21 protein-coding genes and 1 pseudogene are annotated in these 25,068 nt (G+C 70.9%); 14 read left to right on the top strand and 8 right to left on the bottom strand.

Features of this window, described 5'->3' with window-relative positions; translation table 11 throughout:
• Window positions 1–16 precede the first annotated feature (16 nt).
• The 5 genes from ACQEXA_RS15220 (at window position 17) to ACQEXA_RS15240 (ending at window position 4,202) form a co-directional block, all read left to right on the top strand.
• The gene (locus tag ACQEXA_RS15220; RefSeq protein WP_432934213.1) at window positions 17–802 is read left to right on the top strand and encodes a hypothetical protein; all 786 of its coding nucleotides are present in this window, start codon (window positions 17–19) and stop codon (window positions 800–802) included.
• A gap of 205 nt (window positions 803–1,007) precedes the next feature.
• Complete coding sequence (locus tag ACQEXA_RS15225) at window positions 1,008–1,847, top strand: TIM barrel protein (RefSeq protein WP_432934211.1); 840 nt, start codon at window positions 1,008–1,010, stop codon at window positions 1,845–1,847.
• Window positions 1,848–1,891: 44 nt separating this feature from the next.
• Window positions 1,892–2,785: a 2-hydroxy-3-oxopropionate reductase gene (locus tag ACQEXA_RS15230; RefSeq protein WP_433130352.1), complete on the top strand. Its 894-nt coding sequence runs from the start codon at window positions 1,892–1,894 to the stop codon at window positions 2,783–2,785.
• A 438-nt stretch (window positions 2,786–3,223) separates the two neighbouring features.
• Entirely contained in the window at window positions 3,224–3,460 is a 237-nt protein-coding gene (locus ACQEXA_RS15235; RefSeq protein ID WP_432934207.1) for a hypothetical protein, read from the top strand.
• A 160-nt stretch (window positions 3,461–3,620) separates the two neighbouring features.
• A complete protein-coding gene (locus tag ACQEXA_RS15240; RefSeq protein ID WP_359406101.1) occupies window positions 3,621–4,202 on the top strand; it encodes a TIGR04222 domain-containing membrane protein in 582 nt (193 codons plus the stop codon).
• A gap of 57 nt (window positions 4,203–4,259) precedes the next feature.
• On the opposite strand, the gene gcl is transcribed toward ACQEXA_RS15240, so the two are convergent.
• Window positions 4,260–6,044: a glyoxylate carboligase gene (gene gcl, locus ACQEXA_RS15245; protein ID WP_432934205.1), complete on the bottom strand. Its 1,785-nt coding sequence runs from the start codon at window positions 6,042–6,044 to the stop codon at window positions 4,260–4,262.
• A 236-nt stretch (window positions 6,045–6,280) separates the two neighbouring features.
• Here gcl and ACQEXA_RS15250 point away from each other — a divergent pair, with 236 nt between their 5' ends.
• Window positions 6,281–7,036 carry a hypothetical protein gene (locus ACQEXA_RS15250; RefSeq protein WP_432934203.1) on the top strand — a complete coding sequence of 252 codons (756 nt, stop codon included), beginning with the start codon at window positions 6,281–6,283 and terminating at the stop codon, window positions 7,034–7,036.
• A 44-nt stretch (window positions 7,037–7,080) separates the two neighbouring features.
• Here ACQEXA_RS15250 and ACQEXA_RS15255 read toward each other — a convergent pair whose 3' ends face one another.
• The gene (locus ACQEXA_RS15255) at window positions 7,081–8,688 is read right to left on the bottom strand and encodes an AMP-binding protein (RefSeq protein WP_432934201.1); all 1,608 of its coding nucleotides are present in this window, start codon (window positions 8,686–8,688) and stop codon (window positions 7,081–7,083) included.
• Window positions 8,685–10,364, bottom strand: coding sequence for an AMP-binding protein (locus ACQEXA_RS15260; RefSeq protein WP_433130354.1), 1,680 nt, complete (start codon window positions 10,362–10,364; stop codon window positions 8,685–8,687). The genes ACQEXA_RS15255 and ACQEXA_RS15260 overlap by 4 nt, the downstream gene beginning before the upstream one ends.
• Before the next feature lie 101 nt (window positions 10,365–10,465).
• Between ACQEXA_RS15260 and ACQEXA_RS15265 the strand changes: the two genes are divergently transcribed.
• The 5 genes and pseudogenes from ACQEXA_RS15265 (at window position 10,466) to ACQEXA_RS15285 (ending at window position 18,021) form a co-directional block, all read left to right on the top strand.
• Window positions 10,466–11,302: a helix-turn-helix transcriptional regulator gene (locus ACQEXA_RS15265; RefSeq protein WP_359406086.1), complete on the top strand. Its 837-nt coding sequence runs from the start codon at window positions 10,466–10,468 to the stop codon at window positions 11,300–11,302.
• Window positions 11,303–11,523: 221 nt separating this feature from the next.
• Window positions 11,524–14,334 (top strand): helix-turn-helix transcriptional regulator, encoded by a 2,811-nt coding sequence (locus ACQEXA_RS15270; RefSeq protein ID WP_433130356.1) that lies wholly within the window; start codon window positions 11,524–11,526, stop codon window positions 14,332–14,334.
• A gap of 488 nt (window positions 14,335–14,822) precedes the next feature.
• Window positions 14,823–16,046, top strand: a complete 1,224-nt coding sequence (locus tag ACQEXA_RS15275; protein ID WP_433128595.1) for an IS110 family transposase — start codon at window positions 14,823–14,825, stop codon at window positions 16,044–16,046.
• A 274-nt stretch (window positions 16,047–16,320) separates the two neighbouring features.
• Window positions 16,321–16,593 (top strand): annotated as a pseudogene (locus ACQEXA_RS15280) (trypsin-like serine protease); the annotation flags it as partial.
• A 267-nt stretch (window positions 16,594–16,860) separates the two neighbouring features.
• Entirely contained in the window at window positions 16,861–18,021 is a 1,161-nt protein-coding gene (locus tag ACQEXA_RS15285) for a magnesium and cobalt transport protein CorA (protein WP_433130358.1), read from the top strand.
• Here the strand turns inward: ACQEXA_RS15285 and ACQEXA_RS15290 are convergent.
• The 4 genes from ACQEXA_RS15290 to ACQEXA_RS15305 form a co-directional block, all read right to left on the bottom strand.
• On the bottom strand, window positions 18,018–18,536 hold the full coding sequence (locus ACQEXA_RS15290; protein WP_433130360.1) for a zinc ribbon domain-containing protein: 519 nt from the start codon (window positions 18,534–18,536) through the stop codon (window positions 18,018–18,020). The two genes, ACQEXA_RS15285 and ACQEXA_RS15290, sit on opposite strands and share 4 nt — an antisense overlap.
• 78 nt (window positions 18,537–18,614) lie before the next feature.
• Window positions 18,615–20,174: a transposase gene (locus tag ACQEXA_RS15295; RefSeq protein ID WP_433130362.1), complete on the bottom strand. Its 1,560-nt coding sequence runs from the start codon at window positions 20,172–20,174 to the stop codon at window positions 18,615–18,617.
• A gap of 44 nt (window positions 20,175–20,218) precedes the next feature.
• Entirely contained in the window at window positions 20,219–21,484 is a 1,266-nt protein-coding gene (locus tag ACQEXA_RS15300; RefSeq protein ID WP_433130364.1) for an ISL3 family transposase, read from the bottom strand.
• Between the two features lie 377 nt (window positions 21,485–21,861).
• Complete coding sequence (locus tag ACQEXA_RS15305) at window positions 21,862–22,050, bottom strand: hypothetical protein (protein ID WP_433130365.1); 189 nt, start codon at window positions 22,048–22,050, stop codon at window positions 21,862–21,864.
• Window positions 22,051–22,210: 160 nt separating this feature from the next.
• Between ACQEXA_RS15305 and ACQEXA_RS15310 the strand changes: the two genes are divergently transcribed.
• Together ACQEXA_RS15310 and ACQEXA_RS15315 are read left to right on the top strand one after the other, a co-directional pair.
• Window positions 22,211–22,474, top strand: a complete 264-nt coding sequence (locus ACQEXA_RS15310; RefSeq protein ID WP_433130367.1) for a transposase family protein — start codon at window positions 22,211–22,213, stop codon at window positions 22,472–22,474.
• 173 nt (window positions 22,475–22,647) lie between these two features.
• The gene (locus tag ACQEXA_RS15315; RefSeq protein WP_433130369.1) at window positions 22,648–23,388 is read left to right on the top strand and encodes a polysaccharide deacetylase family protein; all 741 of its coding nucleotides are present in this window, start codon (window positions 22,648–22,650) and stop codon (window positions 23,386–23,388) included.
• Between the two features lie 36 nt (window positions 23,389–23,424).
• Here the strand turns inward: ACQEXA_RS15315 and ACQEXA_RS15320 are convergent, their stop codons facing one another.
• The gene (locus ACQEXA_RS15320; protein WP_433134570.1) at window positions 23,425–24,435 is read right to left on the bottom strand and encodes a DUF2278 family protein; all 1,011 of its coding nucleotides are present in this window, start codon (window positions 24,433–24,435) and stop codon (window positions 23,425–23,427) included.
• A gap of 183 nt (window positions 24,436–24,618) precedes the next feature.
• Between ACQEXA_RS15320 and ACQEXA_RS15325 the strand changes: the two genes are divergently transcribed.
• The gene (locus tag ACQEXA_RS15325; protein WP_433130373.1) at window positions 24,619–25,065 is read left to right on the top strand and encodes an SRPBCC family protein; all 447 of its coding nucleotides are present in this window, start codon (window positions 24,619–24,621) and stop codon (window positions 25,063–25,065) included.
• Window positions 25,066–25,068 lie beyond the last annotated feature (3 nt).

A 25,068-nucleotide genomic window follows, 5' to 3' on the forward strand; every position in this document is an offset into this window, starting at 1 on the left:
AGTGAGGAGAGACACCGTGGCGAACCCGAGCTCCCGAGTCCGCGGCGCCGGCTCACCCGCCCGCCGCACCATGTCCGCGGCCGCCCGCGCTGCGGCCAAGCGCGCCGGACGGCCGGCGCGCCCGGAGCAGCACGGCACCCTCGGGGCGGAAGGCCCCGCCGACGAGGCACCGCCGGCCGAGGAGCAGCGCTCCGGGCGCACCCTGCTCATCGAGGCCCCGCCGAACGGCTGGGAGGACCCGCCGGAGCCGTCGCAGGAATCCGCCGAGGAGAGGCCTGAGGAGGGCACGCCCGCCCGGTGGTCCGGCACCGGGCTGCTCACCGTGGCGCTCTGCATCCTGCTGGTGGCGGGCCTGGTGGCCGCCGCCGTCCTCGGATGGCAGTACCGGGAGGGCCGACAGACCGAACAGGCACGCGAGGAGGCGCTCGCGGCCGCGCAGAAGGCGGCACCGGTCGTGCTGTCGTACGACTACCGGCATCTGGACCGGGACTTCGCGCGCGCCCGCGCCTGCCTGACCGGCGCCTTCCGAGACCAGTACCTCAAGACCACGAAGACGGTGGTAGGACCGACCGCGACGAAGTACCACGGAGTGGTGAAGGCGACGGTGGCGGCGCCCACGGGCGGTGCCCCCGCGGCCTCCGTGGTGTCGGCCGCACCGGACCGGGTCGTGGTGCTGCTGTTCGTCAACCAGGTCACCCGGAGCACCCAGGTGTCGGGGTCCCGCCTCGACCTGAACCGGGTGCGGATGACGCTCACCCGTACCTCCGGGGGCTGGAAGGTCAGTGCCGTGGACGCGCTCTGACCCACACCGGCAGGCCCTCGCCTCCGTACACGGCGGTGCCCTCGCGCAGTTCGCGCGGGGGCACTTTTCGTGAGCTCTCTTGACACTCACCCCTCACCGGCGGCAGTCTTCCATTAGGCAGAAATTATATTCCGCAATACGGAATTACAGTGATCCTGGGCTTCAGCACGGAAGCACCGCCGGAAGGGAAGGGAGCCCCGCCCCGATGGGATTCGCAGACCAGCGCTTCACCGTCAACCTGTCGATCCTCTTCACGGAACTCCCGCTCCTGGAGCGGCCCGCGGCCGCCGCCGCGGCCGGCTTCACCGCGGCCGAGCTGTGGTGGCCCTGGACCGACTCGCCCACCCCGGAGCGCTCGGAACTCGACGCCCTGAAGAAGGCGATCGAGGACGCGGGCCTCCTGCTCACGGGCCTCAACTTCTACGCGGGACAGCTGCCGGGCCCCGACCGCGGCGCCCTGTCGGTCCCCGGCGAGGAGTCGGAGAAGTTCCGCGCCAACATCGATGTGGCGGCGGACTTCGCCGAGGCGCTGGGTTGCCGGGCGCTCAACGCGCTGTACGGCAACCGCGTCGACGGCGTCGACCCGGCCGAGCAGAACGCGCTCGCTCTGGAGAACCTGGTCCTCGCGGCCCGCGCCGCCGACCGGATCGGGGCGGTCCTGCTGATCGAGGCGCTGAACAGGCCCGAGTCGCCCCGTTATCCGCTGGTGTCGGCTTCGGCCGCCGTCGCGATCGCCGACCAGGTCGACGAGGCCACAGGCCTCGGCAACGCGCGGTTCCTGATGGACCTTTACCACCTGTCCATGAACGGCGAGGACCTCCCGTCGGTGATCGAGCGGTACGCGTCCAGGACCGGCCACGTCCAGATCGCCGACAACCCCGGTCGCGGCGCCCCCGGCACGGGTTCGCTCCCGCTGGAGGACCTCCTCGACGAGCTCGCGAAGTCCGGCTACACGGGCCGGGTCGGCCTGGAGTACAAGCCCGGGGACAAGCCGAGCGCCGAGACCTTCGCGTGGCTGCCGGTCGAGGCCCGCTCCTCCCGCTGAGCGCCACCCCACTGAGACACCAGAGCAGTCAGAGAGGCACCCTCATGACCAGCACCCTCCCCAAGATCGCCTGGATCGGCCTCGGCATCATGGGCTCCCCCATGTCGGAGAACCTGATCAAGGCGGGTTACCACGTCACCGGCTACACCCTGGAACAGGAGAAGCTGGACCGGCTGACCGCCGCCGGCGGCACCGCGGCGGGCTCGATCGCCGAGGCCGTGCGGGACGCCGACGTGGTGATCACGATGGTGCCCGCCTCGCCGCAGGTCGAGGCCGTCGCGTACGGCCCGGACGGCTTCCTCGCGAACGCCCGGCCCGGCGCCCTGCTGATCGACATGTCCTCGATCACTCCGCAGACCTCGATCGACCTCGCCGCGGCCGCCCGGGACAAGAACATCCGTGTCCTCGACGCCCCGGTCTCCGGTGGCGAGGCCGGCGCGGTCGAGGCCGTGCTGTCCATCATGGTCGGCGGTGAACAGGCCGACTTCGACGCGGCCCGGCCGGTCTTCGAGGCGCTCGGCAAGACCGTCGTCCTGTGCGGACCGCACGGTTCGGGCCAGACGGTGAAGGCCGCGAACCAGCTGATCGTCGCCGTCAACATCCAGGCGTGCGCCGAGGCCGTGGTCTTCCTGGAGAAGTCGGGCGTGGACCTGAGGGCTGCCCTGGAGGTCCTGGGCGGCGGGCTCGCGGGCTCCACCGTGCTGGCCCGGAAGAAGGACAACTTCCTGAACCGCGACTTCAAGCCGGGCTTCCGTATCGACCTGCACCACAAGGACATGGGCATCGTCACGGACGCGGCCCGCTCCGTGGGCGCGGTCCTGCCGGTGGGCGCCGTGGTCGCCCAGCTGGTCGCCGCTCTGCGTGCACAGGGCGACGGCGGGCTCGACCACTCGGCCCTGCTGCGGGCCGTGGAACGTCTCTCCGGCACACAGGCCTGATCCCTCCAAGACCCCGGGCCGCGCCGGCGCCGACATCTGTCCTGTCGCGCCCAGGCGCCGCCGCGGCCCGGAACCAGCCGCCGCACGGGACGACCGTCGCCGGCGGCCCCACGCAGGCCGCCCGTGACCACGTCCGTCTCCTGACGAAGGGTCGGGAGACGGGCGCGAGGCCCGCCACCACCGAGCGACCCGGATGAGGGGTGGTCGCCCGGATCGGCGGAGAGCGGGACCGGGACCGCGGTGGCGTGCGAGCCAGTGCGGTGGCGAAGGCCCCGGGCGCCTTGCTCCCGACCAGAGGGAGGCAGGCCCCCGGGACCGTCGCGCCCGCCGCGGTCCCGGCCCGCGTACGACCGAGAGCGCCGGATGCGCGATGTCCCGTATCCGGCGCTCTCGGTGTGCCCGGGTGCGGTTCCGGCCCGGTGGCAGGAGGCTGAAGGCATGGAGCAGCCAACGGAATTTCCGCACATCGTGGTGCACCCCCCGGCCCTCGACGGATCGCGGCGGGTCACCGAGGGCGACGTGACGCTCGGGATCGCCAGCCACCTGGACGACGTCGTCGAGATCCTGCGCATGGCCGATCTGGACCGCATCGAGGTCGAGGAGGGCGACCTCATCGACTGGCAGGGCGGAGGACCCGACGACTGGCCGGGACTGTCGGACCTCGACGCCGAATGAGAGCGCTTACGCCTGCGGGCGTACGCCGGCTACGCAATCCTCAAATCAACCTCTGAACACTGTTCAAAAGGCTTCAACCACCCCGGTCCGAGGGCACATTCTCGGCACACGGGGCCCGCCGGCACGGGGGCGGCGGGCCCCGACTCGTTCGGGGGACCCTATGGACACCACGTCGACGATCCGGTTGGAGCCGCACGAGATCGCGTTTCTACGGGGTGGTCCCCGCGCCGCCGTCACGGTCGCCGTGCTCACACTGCACCTGCGGGGCGCCGTCGGACCCGGGCGGCCCGCGACGATGCGGACCACGGGGGCGCTCAACGACCCGGAGCAGGCCGTCCCGGCACTGACGAAGGCCGTGCACTCCGCGCTCTACCGGACCGCGGGGATGGGGCAGTTGCTGGAGCGGCGGGGTGTGCGGAGCGCGCTGACCGAGGTGCGCCGCGGACTCAGGGCGGCCGGACTGCTGCGCGCCTTCCCGCCCGGCCCCACGTGGACGGCACGGCGCACTCTGCGGTCCCTGCGCGCCCGGGACCCGCTTCCCGAGTCCAGGACGGGGCTCACGAACGACGAACTGCTGCTCGCCGTCGCGCTGTACGGCGACCAGGCACTGACCTCGCTCGTGCCGCGCTTCGCCCGTGCGGCCGGGCTCGTCGGGCGTGCCGGGACCACGGAGCTGGAGCTCCGGCCGGGCTGGGGCGCAACCGGTGGCAGCGGGGACGGCGGCGGCTGCGGGATGGCATGAGGACAGCCGTGCGGGGCGGCCGGTCGTGCACCCCGGCCGCCCCTTGCGGCGATCCGCTCAGACCTTCAGCGTCTTGATGGAGGTCGGCGCGTGGCCGGGCTCGGTCGCGATCTCCTCGAACTCGACGACCTGGCTGATGTCGTTGGTGGTCGACATCGAGATGTTGGTGACGCGCTCCAGGATCGCCTCGACGACGACCGGCACCCGGTACTCGGCGGCGAGCTTCTTGGCGTGCTCGAAGGCGGCGCCCAGTTCGTTCGGGTCGGTCACCCGGATCGCCTTGCAGCCGAGGCCCTCGGCGACCTTCACATGGTCGACGCCGTAGACGCCCAACTCCGGCGCACTGACGTTCTCGAACTCCAGGTTCACCTGGAAGTCGATCTCGAACGCCCGCTGCGCCTGGCGGATCAGGCCGAGGTAGGCGTTGTTCACCAGGACATGGACGTACGGGATCCTGTGCTGGGCCCCGACGGCGAGCTCCTCGATCATGAACTGGAAGTCGTAGTCGCCGGAGAGGGCGACCACGGACGCCTCCGGGTCGGCCTTGGCGACGCCGAGGGCGGCGGGGACGGTCCAGCCGAGGGGGCCCGCCTGACCGCAGTTGATCCAGTGGCGCGGCCGGAAGACGTGCAGCATCTGGGCGCCGGCGATCTGTGAGAGACCGATGGTGGAGACGTACCGGGTCTCGGGGCCGAAGGCCTTGTTCATCTCCTCGTAGACGCGCTGCGGTTTGATCGGGATGTCGTCGAAGTGCGTACGGCGCTGGAGCCTTGCCCTCTTCTCCTGCGCGGCGGCCGCCCAGGCCGAGCGGTCGGGCAGTTCGCCCGCGGCCTTCGACTCCCGGGCCGCCGCGACGAACAGCTCCAGGGCCGCCTTGGCGTCGGAGGCGATGCCGTAGTCGGGGGCGAAGATCCTGCCGATCTGGGTGGGCTCGATGTCGACGTGGACGAACGTACGGCCCGCCGTGTAGACGTCGAGCCGGCCGGTGTGCCGGTTGGCCCAGCGATTGCCGATGCCGAGGACGAAGTCGGACTCCAGGAACGTCGCGTTGCCGTAGCGGTGCGAGGTCTGCAGGCCGACCATTCCCGCGTTCAGATCGTGGTCGTCGGGGATGACGCCCCATCCCATCAGGGTCGGCACGACCGGAACGCCCGTCAGTTCCGCGAACTCGACGAGCAGTTCGGCGGCGTCGGCGTTGATGACCCCGCCGCCGGCGACGACGAGCGGGCGCTCGGAGGCGTTGAGCAGCGCCATCGCCTTCTCGATCTGGGCGCGGGTCGCCGCGGGCTTGTAGACCGGCAGCGGCTCGTACGTCTCCGGGTCGAACTCGATCTCGGTGAGCTGGACATCGAGCGGGAGGTCGATGAGGACGGGGCCCGGCCGGCCCGAGCGCATCAGATGGAAAGCCTGCTGGAAGACGCCCGGGACCTGCGCCGCCTCCAGGACGGTGACGGCCATCTTCGTGACCGGTGCCGCGATCGACGCGATGTCGACGGCCTGGAAGTCCTCCTTGTGGATGACGGCGGTCGGCGCCTGCCCGGTGATGCAGAGGATCGGGATCGAGTCACCGGTCGCGGAGTACAGGCCGGTGATCATGTCGGTCCCGGCCGGACCCGAAGTGCCGATGCAGACGCCGATGTTGCCCGGGCGCGTACGGGTGTAGCCCTCCGCCATGTGGGAGGCGCCCTCGACATGCCGGGCCAGGGTGTGGCGGATGCCGCCGGAGGCCTTGAGGGCCGCGTAGAAGGGGTTGATCGCCGCACCCGGGACCCCGAAGGCGTCGCCGACGCCCTCGCGCTTGAGGATCTCGACTGCCGCTCGGGCAGCGGTCATACGAGCCATTGAGTACTCCTGCTTCGGATGTCGGACTCGCGCTCCCGTCGCGCCCCGCGGTGAGCACTTCCGTAATACGGAAATTGAATTCTACTATCTGGAAGCAATGTAGGTGGGAGGCAGAAGACCGTCAAGAGAGGGTGACCGGGACGGTCACCGGCCCGGCCAAGCGGGCGAAGCCCAGGACAAAAAAGGCTGTGTAGGAGCACGATGGGAGCGCTGTCCCGATCGCCTTGGAGTGGGCCATGCCCGAGAGCGTGCCGGTGCACTGTCCGGCCTGCCGGCGCGAGCACCTCTACACCGCGCCGGCCTATCCCTGCCCCTGCGGCGCACCCGTGGCACCGCCGCTGAGCCGCTGTTCCACGCCCTTTGTGATCACTCACCGCACATGGGACGAGGAATGGGTCACGGTCCGCTGCGCCATGTGCGCCCGCGAGGACCAGTGGCCGCAGCCGGAACTGGGCTGCCCCTGCGGAGCCGTCCTGCGGATTCCGCTGCACGGGGGGCCGCGACCGGCCGACCCCTCGGCCCGGTCGCATCCGGACGACGTGCCGGACCCGGGTCTTCGGCCCCAGAGGAGCAGCGTCACAACGCAACACGGCACCGGGCGGGAGTCGTCCCCCGCCGACTTCCGGCCCGTCGCCATCCGCACCCCGCGGGACGCCGTCACCGCCACCGCGCTCTATCTGCGCAGGCTCGGCTACCGGGACGTCCGGCGCGCCGCCCAGCGGCCGCCCAACGGGATAGGACTCGCGGCACGCGGAATCCTGGCGCAGGTGAACCCGACGCTGCGCCCGGCCGCACCGCGGGACGTGGAGTGCCTGTGGCTGACCGCCATGTCGGAGTCCGTCCGCTGCGCGTACTTCTCCCTCGCCGGATACGACGACGACGCGCGCAGGGTCGCGAACCGCCTCGGCGTAGCCCTGTTCGTCCTCGATCTCACGGGCACACCGCAGCCGGTGAACAGCCCGGCCGACGAACTGGCCGCCGGCCGCGGCTGATCACCCCCGCGGCCGGCCGCACATCCGGCGCTCCGAGCGCCGGCTCACTCGCCGTAGGTCTCCCGCAGCTCGATCTTGCGCACCTTGCCCGAGACCGTCATCGGGAAGGAGTCGAGGATCTGCACCCTGCTCGGGATCTTGTAGTGCGCGAGCTGTTCGTCGCAGAAGCCCCGCAGCTCCTCCAGAGTGGGCGGATCGGCCGGATCGCGTGGGATGACACAGGCGAGGACCTCCTCCCCGTACCGCTCGTGGGGAACACCGACCACCTGGACGTCGGCGACCTTCGGATGCGCGTACAGGAACTCCTCGATCTCGCGCGGGTAGATGTTCTCCCCACCGCGGATGATCATGTCCTTGATGCGGCCGACGATCTCGACGTAGCCGTCCTCGCGCATCATCGCGAGGTCACCGGTGTGCATCCAGCGGCCGGAGTCGACGGCCTCCGCGGTCTTCTCGGGCTCGTTCCAGTAGCCGAGCATCACGCTGTAGCCCCGGGTGCACAGTTCGCCCGCCGAGCCGCGCGGCAGGGTCACACCGGTCACCGGGTCGACGACCTTGACCTCGATGTGCGGCAGGACCCGGCCGACCGTTCCGGTGCGGTGCTCCAGGTCGTCGTCCATCCGCGTCTGCAGGGACACCGGCGAGGTCTCCGTCATGCCGTAGCAGATGGACACCTCCTCCATGTGCATCTCGGCGACCACCCGCTTCATCACCTCGACCGGGCACGGGGAGCCCGCCATGATGCCGGTGCGCAGGGACGACAGGTCGTACGACGTGAAGTCGGGCAGGTTCAGCTCCGCGATGAACATCGTCGGCACGCCGTACAGGGACGTGCAGCGCTCCTGCTGCACCGCCCGCAGCGTGGCCGCCGGCTCGAAGGACGGCGCCGGGATGACGATGCACGCGCTGTGCGAGGTGGCGCCGAGGTTGCCCATCACCATGCCGAAGCAGTGGTAGAAGGGCACGGGAAGACATACCCGGTCCTGCTCGGTGTAGCCGACCGTACGGCCCACCCAGTAGCCATTGTTCAGGATGTTGTGGTGCGAGAGCGTGGCGCCCTTGGGGAACCCGGTGGTGCCCGAGGTGTACTGGATGTTGACCGGGTCGTCGCAGCTCAACCCGTCCGCCGCGGACACGAGTCGTTCACGCGGCACCGAAGCCGCGCCGGCGGTCAGCGCCTCCCAGGACGGGTCGCCGATGTAGACCGTCTCGCGCAACTCGGGGCAGCGGCCGCGGACCTGGTCCACCAGGACGCGGTAGTCGCTGGTGCGATGGGCCAGGGAGGCGACCAGCAGCGAGACCCCGGACTGCCTGAGCACATACTCCAGCTCATGGGCCCGGTAGGCGGGGTTGATGTTCACCATGATCGCGCCTATGCGCGCGGTGGCGTACTGGATCAGCACCCACTCGGGGCAGTTGACCGCCCATATGCCGACCCGGTCCCCCTTGCCGACACCCTTGGCGAGCAGCCCGAGGGCCACCTCGTCGACGGCGGCGCCGAACTCCGCGTACGTCCAGCGACGTCCGGACGGCACGTCCACCAGGGCCTCGCGGTCGGGGTGGGCGGCGATCGCACGGTCGAGGTTGGCGCCGATGGTGTCGCCGAGCAGCGGCGTGGTGCTGGTCCCGTGCGTGTACGACAGCTCCGTCACCGGAAGTCCTCCTCGCGGTACTCGTGTGCCGAGCCCGCCGCGGTGGCCTCGCGCAGCTCGATCCGGCGGATCTTGCCGGAGACGGTCTTGGGCAGTTCGCCGAACTCCAGACGACGGATGCGCTTGTAGGGGGCGAGGACCTCACGCGAGTGCTCGAAGAGGACCTTCGCGGCGTCCGGGCCCGCCTCCCAGCCGGCGGCGAGCACGACGTAGGCCTTGGGAACGGCGAGCCGCAGCTCGTCCGGCGCGGGCACCACGGCCGCCTCGGCCACCGCCTCGTGCTCGAGCAGCGCGCTCTCCAGCTCGAAGGGGGAGATCTTGTAGTCGGAGGCCTTGAAGACGTCGTCCGCGCGCCCGATATAGGTGATGTACCCCTCTTCGTCCCGCGAGCCGATGTCCCCCGTCCGGTAGAAGCCGCCCGCCATGGCCTCCGCCGTGCGGTCGGGGTCGCCGTGGTAGCCGGTCATCACACCGACGGGATCGGCGGACAGGTCGATCGCGATCTCGCCCTCCTGCGCGCCCGGCACCCCGGTCACCGGGTCCAGCAGTTCCACGCGGAATCCCGGGCTGGGACGGCCCATGGAGCCGGTCTTCAGCGCCTGCCCGGGGCTGTTGGACACCTGCACGGCCGTCTCCGTCTGGCCGAAGCCGTCCCGGATGGTCACGTCCCAGGCGCGCCGCACCTGCTCGATGACCTCGGGGTTGAGCGGCTCTCCTGCGGCGACCGCCTCGCGCGGCGGGGTGCGCAGCTGGCTGAGGTCGGCCTGGATGAGCATGCGCCACACGGTCGGCGGGGCGCAGAAGGTCGTCACGCCCGCGCGGTCCATCTCGGCCATCAGCCGGGGGGCGTCGAAGCGGGTGTAGTTGTGCAGGAAGACGGTCGCCTCCGCGTTCCACGGCGCGAAGAGATTGGACCAGGCGTGCTTGGCCCAGCCCGGCGAGGAGATGTTGAGGTGCACGTCCCCGGGCTTGAGGCCGATCCAGTACATCGTGGCCAGATGGCCGATCGGGTACGAGACATGGGTGTGCTCGACCAGCTTGGGGCGGGCGGTGGTGCCCGAGGTGAAGTAGAGCATCAGCGGGTCGTCGGCATGGGTGGGGCCGTCCGGCTCGAACCGGGCGTCGGCCGTGTACGCCTCCTCGTACGCCCGCCAGCCCTCGGGCGCGCCCCCGACCGCGATCCGGCCGTAGTCGCCCGGCACCTCGTCGAACTTCGCGGTGTCCTCGGCGCGTACGAGCACATGCCGGACCCGGCCGCGCTCGACGCGGTCGCGCAGGTCCGCCGGTCCGAGCAGCGGGGTGGCCGGGATGACCACCGCGCGCAGCTTCATCGCGGCCAGCGCGGTCTCCCACAGCTCGACCTGGTTGCCGAGCATGACGAGGACGCGGCCCTCGGCCCGCACCCCCCACGCGCGCAGCCGGTTCGCCACCCGGTCGGAGCGCTCGGACATCTCGGCGAAGGTGAGCCGGGTGCCGGTGCCGTCCTCCTCCACGATGTGCAGGGCCGTGCGGTCGTTGCCGTCCGCGATGACGTCGAACCAGTCGAGCGCCCAGTTGAAGTACGCCGGACGCGGCCAGCGGAAGCCCTCGTAGGCCGTGCCGTAGTCATCCCGGTGAGCGAGCAGAAAGTCCCGCGCGGTCCGGAACGCTTCCGTCGCGTCGGTGTTCGCCGTCATGTGTCCTCCTCATTGCCGGACAGCCACCTAGCATCGTGTAATCCGTGATGGAGGTCTCACCACCCCCGAACGGGGGTGCGCCGCGATGAAGGGTTGAACACGTGGCAGCTGACGCAGCCGAGGCAGTGGAGGTACGGGGCGCGCTCGTGCGGCTGCGGCGCGCCACGGGGCTGCCGGTCGCCTTCGGGGGCCTGGTGGAGTCCGGGCGGCCGCAGATACGGATCAGCGAACTCAGCGGCACCGCCACCACGGCGCTCAGCTCGCTCGCCGTCGTCTCCGGCAACGGCCTGGGCGGCAAGGTAGTCGCCCTGTCCCGGCCGTGCGCGGTGACCGACTACTCGGCCTCCCGGCAGATCACTCACGAGTACGACGTGGCGGTGGCGACGGAAGGCCTCAAGTCCGTGCTCGCGATCCCGGTCGTCGTACGGCGCCGGGTGCGCGGTGTGCTGTACGGCGCCCTGCGGACCGCGCAGCCGCTGGGCGACCGCACACTGAACGCGGCCGTGGAGGCGGCACGGGACGTGGAGCAGGCTCTGGTCGCACGGGACGAGGCACAGGCCGTGCTGGCGGCCGTACGCGAGCCGTCGGCGCCGGCGGGCGCGGCCTGGGAGCAGGTCCGTGAGGCCCACGGCGTGCTGCGGACGCTGGCCGGGCGCATCGAGGACCCGGCGCTGCGGGCCGAGATCCTCGAGGTCTGCGGGCGCCTGGCGGGCGCGGCGTCACCCGGCTCCGGGGCACGGACCGCGGGCCTGTCCCCGCGGGAGGTGGACGTCCTGTCGTGCCTGGCGGTCGGGGCGACCAATGCGATGGCCGCGGAACGGCTGGGGCTGCGGCCGGAGACCGTGAAGGGCTATCTACGGTCCGCAATGCGGAAGCTGGGTGCGCACACCAGGTGGGAGGCGGTGGTGGCGGCGCGCCGGGCCGGAGTCCTGCCGTAGGCCCCGGGCCGGCTTGCGGCAGCTCCTCCCCTGTGACTCCCGGTGGACCGGCACCCAGCCGCGCTTCGTGCCCTCACCCGGATTGCCGGCTCTCCATTCGTTCAAGACCGAACTGAATTCCCTTGTACCGGCCCGCTGTTATTCCCCTCACCACACCGTCCGTCCGAATTTCAAAGACCGACTGCCTAATATTGGCCAGGACACGACACACGGAGGGAGCGGTGACCGTGCGACGGGACTTCAAGGAGCCTGCCCGACCCCGCCCCGACCTGGTCATCGGCCGGGAGGAGCTGTTCGCCGGAGCGCGCGAGCAGCTCGCCGCTGGGGGCAGTGTGCTGGTGCACGGCCCGGCCGGAATAGGAAAGTCGACGGTGCTGCGCGCGCTGGCCGCCGAATACGGTGAAACCGTGCGCACCGTCCTGCGCTGCTCGGCGACCCAGTCCGAATCCCATCTGCCCTTCCTGGCCCTCGCCGACCTGCTCGGTCTCGTGGTGGACGAGGTCGCCTCTCAGCTCCCCGCCCCTCAGCGCACCGCCCTGGAGTCCGCGCTCACCGGCCGCGGCGAGTCCACGCTGCAACGGGACGGACTCGCGCTGCGGCTCGCGGTCCTGTCCACCCTGCGCGCGCTCGCCGCCCGCGGCCCCGTACTGATCGTCGCCGACGACCTGCAGTGGCTGGATCCGGCAAGCACCGAACTGCTGGGCTTCGCCGCCCGGCGCCTGGGTGGCACGCCGGTGCAACTGCTGTGCGCGGTGCGCACGCACAACGAACCGCAGGCCCAAGAGCACGACCGCTACCTGGGCACGTCCCCGCCGGACACGCTCGCGGTCCGGGTCAACCCGCTCTCCCGCACCCACGTCGCCGAACTTCTCGACCATCGCGGCTACACCGGCCTGCCCCGCTCCACCGTCAGGGACATCCACCGCACCAGCGGCGGCAATCCGCTGTTCGCGCTGGAGCTCGGCCGTGCCCTCGCCGAGAGCTCGAGGCCCCCGAGACCCGGTGAGCCGCTGCCGGTGCCGACCTCGCTGCGTGCCCTGGTCCTGAGCCGGCTGGAGGCGCTGTCCGCGGAGGCACGCCGCACCCTGCTCGTGGCGAGCGCCGGGGCACGGCCCACCCTCGCCCTGCTGCGCGCGGCCGGCCGGCAGAACGCCGAGGCGGAGACCGCGCAGGCCGCCGCACTCGGGCTGATGGGGACGGAGCGGGACACGCCGGGAGTACGGTTCGCGCACCCGCTGATATCGGCCGCGCTGTACGCCCAGGCGAGCCCGGAAGAGCGGCGCGGCGCGCACGCCGCGCTGGCCACGGCGGCCGCCGATCCGATCGAGCGGGCCCGGCATCTCGCGCTGGCCACCACCGGCACCGACCCCCATGTGGCCGAACGCCTCGGCGAGGCCGCGGCCGCCGCCCGGGACAGGGGCGCCCCCTCGGTGGCGGCGGGGCTCGGACTGCTCGCGGCCCGGCACACTCCCTGCGACACCGTCCCGGGCCCGGACACACGGCGGTCGCAGGCCGCCGAGGACGCGCTGACCGCGGGAGAGACGGACTTCGCCCGGGACATCGCCCACGAGGTGCTGGCCCAAGCGACCGAACCAGCGGACCGGGTACGGGCCTGGATGGTCGTGATCGACGCCGCCGGACACGCGATGGCCGAGGTCGACTCGGTCTTCCCGCAGGCGCTCGCGGACGCGGGCGACGACCCGCGCCTGCTCACCCTGGTGCACTACCAACTCGCCTGGCGGGCCCTGCTCGTGGAGGGCGACTTCGAGCGGGCGCGGGAGGAGGGCGCGCTCGCCGCGGACCTGGCGGCGCGGGCCGGGGACCGGCGCAACGAGCTGCTGGCGCTGGCCTTCCAGGCCCAGGCGGAGACCCTGATGGGGCATCCGGACGCCCCGGCGACCATCAAGCGGGCGCTGAAGGAACCCCAGGACCCCCGGGTGGCGTGCGACCACAACGGCGCGGGCGCCGTACGGTTCCGCTGGCTGGTCATGAGCGACCAGCTGGGCGAGGCCCGCAAGACGGTCAGCGCCCTGCTGCGCGAGGCACGGCGGCGCGGCATGGTCGAGGCCGAGGTCCACTTCCTGCGCGGGCTCGCCGAGACCGAGCTGCGGGCCGGGCACTGCGGGCGGGCCCTCGACCTGGCGCGGGAGAGCCTCCGGCTGGCGCGGGACACCGGGATCGGGGAGGCCGCGAGCGCGATGCTCACCTCGCTCGCGGAGGCCGCCGGCGGCGAGGTGGACCGGGCGCTCACGCTGGCCCGCGAGGCGGTGGGGCGCGCCGAGGAGGACGGCGACGTGATCTATCTGTCGCGGGCGCTGGCCGCGCTGGGGCACGCCCAGCTGGTGGCCGGGGACGCGGCGGGCACGGTGCATTCCCTGCGCCGGGTGAGAGAGTTGGAGGAGGGCCTCGGGGTCACCGACCCAGCCCGGGGGCGCTGGCAGGGCGACCTCGCCGAGGCGCTGGTCCGCATCGGGGAGCCGGCCGAGGCGCAGGACGTCGTCGACGCCACCCGCGCCCGGGCGCTGCGGCTCGGCCGGGAGAGCGTACTGGCCGTACTGGACCGGGCCGAGGCCCTGATCCGGGCGGGGCGCGGCGAAGCCGAGGAGGCCGAGCGGCAGTTGACGTCGGCTCAGGACCGGCTGGCGGCCCTGGGCTACTGCCTCGAGGAGGCGCGGGCGGCCTATGCGCTCGCACACCTGCGCACCCAGCGGCCGGGTCAGGCGTCGTACGACGAAGCGGCCAGGCTCTTCCGCCGCTGCCGCGCCATGCCGTGGCTGCGCCAGGTGGAGACCGCCTCCGTCACCGGCCCCGCCCAGCCGCCCCTGGCCGCGGCCGCCCTCGACACCCTCGCCGCGACCGAGCGACAGGTGGCCGCGCTGGTCATGGAGGGTGCGACGAACCGCGAGATCGCGGCGCGCCTGTTCATCAGCGTGAAGACGGTGGAGGCGACGCTGACGCGCATCTACCGCAAGCTGGGCATCCGGTCCCGGGTGGACATCGTGCGGCTGGCGGCGGGGCAGCGTCCCAGCTGAACAACCCTTACTGGAAACCAAGATGACGGTTATACACGCGCAAACCGAGGGTTAACCCTGCCCAACTGCCCTTAGGGAGTTCCCTCATTGGGGCCGGACCCCTCCGGCTCCTAGCGTAAGGGCGTGCCGCTCGCCCGGGCACACGGGGGCCCCTCCCCGCACTCGGCTTCCGTCGGGTGTGACGGAGCCACGACCTCCGTGCACCACCCCCCACCCGCGCGCCCCGTTACCTTTTCCGTGGCCCCGCAATGGGGCGCCTGGCCCCCGGGCCCGGTATGGCTGTTTGCCCCCTGTCGAGGTGATGACCTGGGGGGTGTTGCCGCCGGGCTTTGGGGCACCGCTTGACCGCTGATGAGGGGCCTGACGACCGCCTGGCCCGGTGCAACGCCGGACCGCTTGTGGGCGGGGATGTCTGCGTAACGTGGTTGCCGGCGTGTGGTGCCGCAGGGACGGCCGGGGGGAGCACGAGTGACGAGGGGCACGCGTACATGGTCGACACCGCCGGGATAGATCTCTTCCTCGGCCTGGACCTGGGCAAGGAGTTCCACCACGCCCACGGTCTGACGTGCGAAGGGAAGACCGTCCACGACAAGAGACTGCCGAACACCGAACCGAGGCTGCTGGAGCTGTTCAGCCGGCTGGTGACGAAGTTCGGCACCGTCCTGGTGATCGTGGACCAGGTCGCCAACATTGGCGCGTTGCCGCTGACGGTGGCCCGCGCGGCAGGCTGCCGGGTCGCCTACCTGCCCGGCTTGTCGATGCGCCGGGCCGCCGATCTGCATCCGGGCGAGGCCAAGACCGACGCCCGTGACGCCTACGTGATCGCTGAGACCGCCCGGAGCATGCCGCACACCCTGCGCGCGGTGGACCGTGACGACGAGGCGCTGGCCGAGCTGACCATGCTCACCGGCTACGACAACGACCTGGCCGGCGAGGTCAACCGCACCACGAACCGGCTGCGCGGCCTGCTCTCCCAGATCCATCCTTCCCTTGAACGCGTCCTCGGCCCCCGCCTGGCCTACCCCTACATCCAGGTTCTCCTTCAACGGCACGGATCCCCGTCCAGGCTGAAGAAGCTGGGCCGTGCCCGCTGCGAGGCCCTGCTCAAGGCCCACGGCTCACGCAAGGCCCACCACCTGACCGCAGAGATCTTCGACGCGCTCGCCGAGCAGACCCTTGTCGTTCCGGGCACCGAGGCCAGCGCCGTGATCGTGCCGGGACTCGCCGCCCAGCTCGCCGCCGCCCACACCCAGCGCCGCCAGGCCGAGCAGGAGATCGCCGCCCTGCTGGAGGCCCTCCCTCTTTTCCACCTCCTGACGTCCCTGCCCGGCCTGGGCGTCAGGACCACAGCCGCCGTGATCGTCGCGATCGGTGACGGCACTTCCTTCCCCACCGCCGGACACCTCGCCTCCTACGCCGGACTCGCCCCGGCCACGAAGTCCTCGGGCACCTCCATCCGCGGCGAGCACGCACCCCACCGCGGCAACCGACTCCTCAAACGCGCCCTGTTCCAGGCCGCGTTCGCCGCGATCGGCTGCAAGTCCGACCCGTCCTCCCGGATCTACTACGACCGTCAACGCGCACGCGGCAAGACCCACACCCAGGCGATCCTCCGCCTGGCCCGCCAGCGCGTGAACGTCATCCACGCGATGATCCGCACCGGCGCCCTCTACGAAGCACGCACCCCGGGCGACGTCGGCCTCGCCGCCTGACGACCCCACCGCCCCGCCCTCCAGGCCCCATCACGCCCGCGCACCGGCATGGCCACTCCGGCTCCGCCGGCCACCGGGCTGCCCATCAGCCACCCGATCCACCGGGAACGTCCCGATCCCGCTTCGCGGGACGTTCCCGAAAACCAGGATCAACCCCTGCGAACCGACCCCACCGGGGTTGACGAAACAGATAGGGGCACCCCCCACCGGCATTCCGCTGAGGAGACCCATGTTCGGCCCCAACCGCGCCAGGAGAACGGTCGCCGCCGCCGACCAGCCGCGCACCGCCACGGCGCCGATCGTGTCCGACTCCAGCTGCCGCGGCTCGTACGGCTCCGACTTCGTCGCGCGCGACATGGTGTGCGCCGGACACTCGTCCGGCCCCGTGGACACCTGCCAGGGCGGCAGCGGCGGTCCCCCGCTCATCGGGGGCGTCCTGGCAGGCATCACTTCTTGGGGCAACGGCTGCGCGGAGGCCGGTCACCCGGGTGACCACACCCGGGTGACCACCTTCTCGAACCTGGTCACGGCGCAGGTCACCTCATAGCCGGCCCAGAAGGCTCCTGAGTACCACTCAGGCAGATACCAGGGGGCGTTGCGGGCCTCCACGAGCGGCCCGCAACGCCCCCTTTCCACTGTCCGCACCGGGGCCGTCCCCGTCCCGGCCCGTTGGAGGCGGCCACCCTGTTCACGGACAGTCACGGTCCGCAACTCTCACCGGATCCTGGTCGCACTCCCCGCTCCCGCGCCGTTTGCCCCGTATATCCTGCAACGTGATCACGCAGACGTACGTTCGACACGGGAGGCAGCCGCGATGTCCGAGCGTCGTGCCCGTCCCACCCCGAGGGGTGGCAGGAAGTCCGTCTGGCGCCGCGGTCTCACCCAGCCACCGACACCGCCCGCCGTCCCGGCCGCGCCCGGCCCGGACCAGCCGCCGGCGGAACCGGCCGAGGCGGGCAGCATCGTCCAGGCGGCCCTGTACCGGGACGGCGTCCGCGTCTCGTCGCCGGCTTCCCTGGCGGACACCTTCCGCGAGCTGCGCGACGAACCGCACGGCATGGCATGGATCGGTCTCGCCCGTCCGACCGAGTCGGAACTCCTCTCCCTGGCCGACGAGTTCGACCTGCACCCGCTCGCGGTGGAGGACGCGATGGAGGCGCATCAGCGGCCCAAGCTGGAGCGGTACGGCGACACACTGTTCGTGGTACTGCGCGCCGCCCGCTATCTGGACGCCCCCGAGGAGGTCGACTTCGGCGAACTGCACGTGTTCGTCGGCCCGGACTTCGTGATCACGGTCCGGCACGGAGCGGCCCCGGACCTGTCGGCGGTCTGCCGCCGCATGGAGGAGACGCCCGAGCTGCTGAAACTGGGCCCGGAGGCGGTGCTGTACGCGATCCTGGACGCGGTCGTGGACGGGTACGCCCCGGTGGTGGCCGGGGTGCAGATCGACGTCGACGAGATCGAGACCGAGGTCTTCCGCGGCGACCCGGAGGTCTCCCGCCGCATCTACGAACTCTCCCGCGAAATGGTGGAGTTCCAGCGCGCCACCCGCCCCCTGGTGGGCATGCTGCACGGCCTGATGGCCGGTTTCGCGAAGTACGGCACGGACGAGGAACTCCAGCGCTATCTGCGCGACGTCGCCGACCACGTCACCCATATCAGCGAACGGGTCGACGGCTTCCGCCAGGCCCTGACGGACATCCTGACGGTGAACGCCACACTCGTCACCCAGGAGCAGAACGCGGAGATGCGGGCGCTGGCCGAGGCGGGCTTCGAGCAGAACGAGGAGATCAAGAAGATCTCCAGCTGGGCGGCGATCCTGTTCGCCCCGACGCTCGTCGGAACCATCTACGGCATGAACTTCTCGCGCATGCCCGAGTTGCACTGGGCCCTCGGATACCCCTTCGCCATCGTCCTGATGGCAGTCGTGTGCACCAGTCTGTACCTCATCTTCAAGCGGAAGGACTGGCTCTAAGAGTCATCACGTGATGCCGTGATGTCCGTCCGGTGTCTATGCGGGGCTGGCGCGCCTGGGTGGCGTGTTGTCCGTGCAGCCGGCTGTTCCGACGTGGGCCTTGTGCCGCTCGTTCGCGGGTCGGGTCTCATTCGGGGTTTGTCCGGTACCGGTCGGTGTGTTGTGTCGAGCAGAGGCCCGAGGCCAGAGACATCCGGCGTGCGGGCTGCCGCGTGGGTGCGGCCCCGTGCGGGGCGGGCACCGCGCTGTGGTTGACTCGACAGGGCCTCTTGCAGCCCTTCATGGAACAAGGTCTGTGTGGTGCGCGTCTGGGCGGTGTCCAGGCGGGCAGTGCTCGGATCGTCCGGATTCTCAAGCCGGACATGGGCGTTGAGTGCGGCGGAGACCATGTCCCGGTCACCGACCAGCCCACACGAGGTGCAGGTGTGGATCCGCTCGGAGAGGGTTTTGGCGACGCGTTCTCCACAGAAGCAGGTCTGGGACAACTTTGTGGTGAAGGTGGAAGCCCGCAGCATCCGCCCGCCGCTCTTCTCGCACTCCCGGGCTATGGCGGTGATGAGTCGGCCGGGTGTGGTGGCTTGGAGGGCTTTGCCCTACCGGCGGTACCAGGTGCGGATGTCGCAGTCCTCGACGATCAGGTTCGCACCGTGGCCGGCGGTGATACTCCCGGCTATGCGCCTGGCGCGGTGGTCTTTCGCCGCGGCCGAGGTCGCGGCCGTGTCGGCGAGGCGGGCACGGTTGAGCCGGTAGCCGGCCGACAAGGTGTCGCGCCGAAACGCCTGCTTGGGCGCACCGGCCTTGTTCGCTGCCCGGGCACCGCGAGGGACTTCGACGCTTCGTGCAGGCAGGCCGGTGGCCTGGCGGCGTTCCGCCCGGGTCTGCTGCCGTTTCGACGGCCCGTACTGGCCGGGGTTGGATGCCCTGCGGGAGCGGTCGAGCGCCCTGTTGCGGCCGCGTTCCTTGCGTCGGGCTTTCGCCAGGGCGGCGAGTTCGTCGGCAGACAGATCCACCCGGGTCGCCTCAACATCACCATGAGACGGGTCGAACGTGGCCGGGAACGAGACGACGGAGAGGTTGGAGACGTTGCCGTCGACCCCACCGACACGCTCGAGCGCGGCCGCCGCTGCACGCCGGGCCCGCGTGCCGGGGGACGTGTAGCCGCCGGCCAGGACCATCAGGTGGGCCTCGTACGCCCACCCGCCCGGTGCGGACGCGTCCCGGCGCCGCACGAGGTCGATCTTGTGCCACGTTTCCGGGTTGTTCAGGAAGTGCAGCAAGCGTGGCCACCGGCCAGAACCCGACGGCAGCCGAACGGGCAGGACCAGGTCGCCGCGACTGCTGTCGGCGCCGCCGGTGAACACGACGGCCAGGGGTCCGGTGTGGTCCCACCACGTCGCGGCCCGCGTCTTCGGTTTTGCCTTCGCTGTCTTCTCGCCCGTTGCGATGCGCCCCGACGGGCGCGAGGGTGCGGGCAGGTGGCGCGGTTGCTCCAGGACGTTCTTGCCTGGCGGGAGGGCTGCGGCCTGCTCCGGGGTGGTCACCGAACGGCCGAGGCCGCGGTGCCGGTAGGCAGCCACGTGCCCGGCGAGCGTTCCGTGCAGGCGGAACGTCTCCCATTTCCGGGCCATGGTGTGCGACCGGGCGCGGCCGGGGATGCGGGTGTACTCCCACCACCGGCCGACCTTCGGCCTGCCGTGCCGGCGACCGGAAGCATCCGGGAACAGATGCCGACTCACGGATGTCTCAAAGACCTCGTCGGCCTGATGCATCACCAGAGCTTTGGTGACGTGATGACCCAGATGCTTCGACTTCTCCATGTGCCGGTACGCGCGCCGCTCCATCCCCGCCCGGGACAGGCCCAGTTCCAGACGCCACGCTTTCGCGTCCGTTTCACGGCGGACGTCACCGGCCCAATACGCGTCAACCGCATCCCGGGCGTCCCGCTGCAGCGCACGCTTGATGGACCACATGGCCGAGAACAACAACTGCTCAACCCGATGCCGGACGCCCGAATCGTGAACATCCAGCGGGAGACGGATCACCGCAAGTTCGGTGTCCTCGCCCCGCGTCCACCGTTTCCCTTTGTTCTTGCCCCGGAACCGGCGCGAAGGAGCATCGGAGGCAGGCACGACATCACGCGGCTCGACGTTCACCGATGCCTCCCTCCTTTTTGAGGCTCTCCTGCTTGATGTGTGGGTCATGCTGAGGCGGGTTGGCGTCCGGGGAGTTGGGGGCGGGGGCCGGCGAGGGTGAGCATGACCAGGGCGATGATGGCGTCGGCGGAGTGGAAGCCGAAGCCTCTGCGGATGATCAGGCGGGTCTTGGTGTTGGTGGACTCGATCAGGCCGTTGCTCATACCGGTGGTCAGCGCGGCGCGGATCGCCTGGTAATGGCGGCGGATACGGCGCTGGAGGTCGACGAAGACGTCGATGCGGCAGCGGCGGGCCCAGCCGATCCACCGGTCCAGTGCCCGCAGGGCCGCGGTGGGGCGGGACTTGGCCAGGGAGGACACTGCCCGCAGGGCCTCCTTCAGGCGCCAGGCGCGGTGCAGGCGTGGATCGGTGGCAGCGATCCAGGCGAGTTTCGCGGCCTGCCGGTCGGTGAGGTCGGCTTCGTTCTTCCACAGGGCGAAGCGGGAGTCCTTCAGCGCCCGGGCCCGCTCGGGGTCCTGGGCCTGGCGGCGGGCGCGGTTCCAGCTCGAGCGGCGTTCGGTATCCAGGGCGTCGGTGGCCCAGGTAATAACGTGGAAGGGGTCCATGACGCGCACGGCCTGCGTGGCCCGGTGTTCCAGGACATCGGCGATCCAGGCGGCGCCGTCGGCGCTGATGTGCGTCAAGCGGGCGGTGCGGTCGACGCCGAGTTGGTCGAAGAACCGGTGCAGGACGTCCTTGCCGTGCCCGTCGGCCATCCACACCACCCTCGCGGTGTCGTGGTCCACGACGATCGTCATGTACTTCTGCCCGCGGCGGTGGCTGATCTCGTCGATGCCGATCCGCCGCAGCCCCGACAGGCGGTCGACAAACCGGTCGCGGTCGGCGACGTACCGCTCGACGATCGCACCGATGGTCCGCCAGGACGTACGCATCAACTGCGCGGCCGCGCTTTTGGAACACTCGGCAGCCATCCAAGCCGCCTGCTGGTCGAAGGCATGGGTATGCCCGGCGCCGTGACGAGCCCAGGGCACCGCGGCGACGGTCGTCCCGTGCTCCCGGCAGGTCACCCGCGGCGCCTGGGCCTCCAGGAAGACACGCAGCACCCCATGGTCGAGGTCCCGCCACCGCCGCCGTCCCCGCCCCGCGTCGTACCAGGGCGCCGGACGCCGGCACCGGCCGCACCGCTGCCGACGGCGCGCATCGGGCCGTACCGACACGATCACACACTGTTCGTTCTCGTCGATCCGGACGCCCTCGACCACCGTGTGTTCGGCCGTCAGCGTCCGCTTCCATATCCTGAAGAGGGACACGCCGTTTTCCTGCTTGATCCAACTTGAGCCTCGAGACCTCAAGCCTTGCAGGAGACGGCGTGTTTCCCCTATCAGGGCAGGTCAGGGCACCCACACATGCGGCAGGAGAGCCCTTTTTGACGTCGCAACATCCAGGACCTGTCCGCAGCTTGGCCCGTGCGGCAAATTACGCCGAAACTACAGGGCGCCACTGACAACCAGCCCTCGCACAGCAGCAACGCCGGGACCCATATGCTCCGTTCATGCGCCTGCGTCGCAGATAGGGCACGACCACCGAACTTCGCGCGTGGACGGGCTGGACCGGCCCGCAGATGCAGCATCTGGTGCGGCAGTCGTGGGAGTTCGCACCGGACACGGGCCGCGGCCGGCCCTGGGCACTACCAATCGCCGGCCCAGTCCTGCTGATCGTCCTTGCCCACCGGACCAACCTCACCCTGCAGCAACTGGGATTCCCGTTCGGCATCTCCCACGCCGCCGCACACCGGGCCATCACCCGGCTTGCTGCACCGCTCGCGCAGCTTCTCGGCCCGCCGCCCACCGACCGGCGGGAACTGTGGATCGTCCACGGCACACTGATCCCCGTCCAAGACCAGCAACGCACCGCCAAAGCGAAGAACAACCGCGCAGCGTCAACGTGCAGATCTGCCCGGCCACGACTACGCGCCGGTCACGGGCCCGGTAGACCGCAACGACATCGTCGTCTTCCGGGAAACTCTCGCCGCCACCTTGCCCGGCCATCCCAGACTCTCTGGCGACGGTGGCTACCGCGGCAGCGACCGCATCCGAACACCACAGCACGGAGCAGACCGCCGCATCATCAAAGACCGGAACTCCCGCCGATTCCGTAAACGCCGGGCCGTCGCCGAACACGCCCTCGCCCGTCTCAAAGACCACCAGATCTTGCGCCAGTGCCGACGCCGCGGCAACGCGATCAATCACGCCGTAGCCGGCGTCGCCGCACTCCACAACCTCAAGTTCGAGCTCCGGTAAGCAATGCACCCACGACGGTGAGGCACGTCCAGCCTCGCATCACGTGAAAGCTCTTAGCGTCGGCGGTCACCGCTCGCGCCTCCACACCGGGGGCACTATGCATTACGTGTATACACGATATGCATAGTCAACGCATGGTCTCCACATAGAAGACGAACAAACGAGCGGCCGGGTTGCGCGCCGCGCCGGCCCTGCTCGCGGCCGGCGTCTTCGCGCTCTCGGGTTGCACCACCGTGCACACCACCGCACCGGCGACAGCCCGTGTCCAGGCGGCGCCGGGTGCGCCGGCCCGGTTCGGGACCGTGGACTGCCGCGAAGCCAAGTGCATCGCGCTGACGTTCGACGCCGGGCCGAGCGAGAACTCGGCGCGCCTGCTCGACATCCTCAAGGAGAAGGGGGTCCCCGCGACCTTCTTCCTGCTCGGCAAGCGGCACATCGAGAAGTATCCGGACCTGGTCCGGCGGATGGCCGCCGAGGGGCACGAAGTCGCGAGCCACACCTGGGACCACCAGATCCTGACCCGGATCCCACCGAAGCGGATACGTGAGGAACTGGAGAGACCGAACGAGGCGATAGAGAGACTCACCGGGCACCGGCCCACCCTGATGCGGCCGCCGCAGGGGCGCACCGACGACACCGTGCACCGGATCAGCCGGGAGCTGGGGCTCGCCGAGGTGCTGTGGAGTGTGACGGCCAAGGACTACACGACCGATGACTCCGCACTGATCCGGAAGAGGGTGCTGGAGCAGGCGTCCCGGGACGGGATCATCCTGCTCCACGACATCTACCCGGGCACCGTGCCCGCGGTGCCCGGGATCGTCGACGCGCTCAAGGAACGGGGGTACGTGTTCGTGACCGTGCCCCAGCTCCTCGCACCGGGCAAGGCGGAACCGGGCACGGTCTACCGGCCCTGAGCAGGGCACGGTCCACCGGCCCCGGCCCGGCTTCGCTCAGAACACCACCGTCCACCCTTCACGTGCCGCCTGTGCCGCGGTGTACGAGACGCCGTGCACCTTGAGGCCCTCGGCGTCGAGCAGAGTGATCTCACCGCCGTGGTTGCCCAGTTGGGCGCCGCCCGTGAGGGCGACGGTCAGACAGGCGCCGGCCGCCAGGGCGCCTTGGGGCAACGGGCAGGCGTGGCCGAGGCGGTCCACGAGGCGCCAGCCCGCGAGGGCGACGGGGCCCGGCGAGACGTTGATGAGGGTGGCGTTCTCCGGCTCGGGGTCGGGCCCCACCGGGTTGACCAGGGCCGCGACGATCCGCACGGGGCCGCCGGCGGGTTCGGGGACCGTCCCGCCGGCCGGCACGAGGACATGCCCGGTGACATCGTCCGTGTGCCACTGCTGGCTCTGGAAGGCGAGGAAGACGCCGACCCAGCGGGACTGCGCGGGGAAGTGGATCAGCAGACCGCCGTCCTGCCAGACGCCGTCGTCCCGGGCGAAGCGGGAACTGTTGCCCTGGTTCATATGGACGTCGTGAACGCCGTTGCCGGGCAGGAAGCCGAAGACCTTGTCGGGGACGTTCGTCTCGGGACCCCAGCGCTCACCGAAGACGTAGAGCCGGGCGGAGGCGTCGTCGACCGCGCGGCGCACATAGTGGTCGAGCAGGTCCGCGAGGTCGTTGTCGGGGCCCGACACCTCGGGCGGAAGCGCACGCATCAGCGCGTGGTCGAAGAGGTTGCCGCGGATGAAGTCGAGGTTGGGCCCGCCGGGACCCGGCGGCAGGGTGTTCCAGCCGTCCGCGAGCCCCTCGAGACGGGCGGTGACCGGATGCCAGAAGTCCTCGCTGACGAGGTAGAGCAGATCGGAGGGTTTCTCCTGGGACTTCACGTTGACGGACGCGCGGTAGTGCGTACCGTGATCGTCCGTCAGATGGATCTGGTAATGCGGTGTGTCGGCCTCTCCTTCGCGGCGGGTGCCGACGGCACGTCCGATCAGTACGCCATAGGCCTTCAACGGCATGGTGACCAACTCCCCCTGGGGGCAGGCGCGTCGTCCGCCCGTGCTGGGCATGCTAGTGAGGCTGCGCCCTTTGTCACCCCTCCTACCGGGAATTCACACTCCGTCCGTCTGTGCGTGGCTGGTCAGGATCTCACTGTGCGTGGCTGATCGGGGAAGGACGGCTCCGCTGCCTACGATCCCCCGGTGGCCCTCTTCCTTCTCGAACGCCTCACTCCCCTCCCCGTCGAGCAGGCCTGGCTCCGCCTCACGGACTGGCCGCGTCACGGGGACGTCGTACCGCTGACCCGCGTCACGGTGCCCACTCCACCGCCGACGGGTGTGGGCACCGTGTTCGTGGCCCGGACCGGCATCGGCCCGCTCGCCTTCGAGGACCCGATGGAGGTCACCGTGTGGCGACCGCCGGCGCTGTGCCGGCTGGAGAAACGGGGCGGCCTCTTGACCGGCTGGGCGGAGATCGAGGTGCATCCGCACGGCGAAGGGCACTCGCGTGTGGTGTGGCGGGAGGACCTGGCGGTGCGCCTGCTGCCGGCCTTCTTCGACCGCCAGGTCGGCTGGGCGGCCCGGTGGATGTTCGGGCGCGCGGTGGACGGGTTGCTGATACGGGGCCCGGCTGTCGGTGGCGGCGTCTAGAGT

The organism is Streptomyces sp. CA-106110 (assembly GCF_050936285.1).
Taxonomy (GTDB): domain Bacteria; phylum Actinomycetota; class Actinomycetes; order Streptomycetales; family Streptomycetaceae; genus Streptomyces.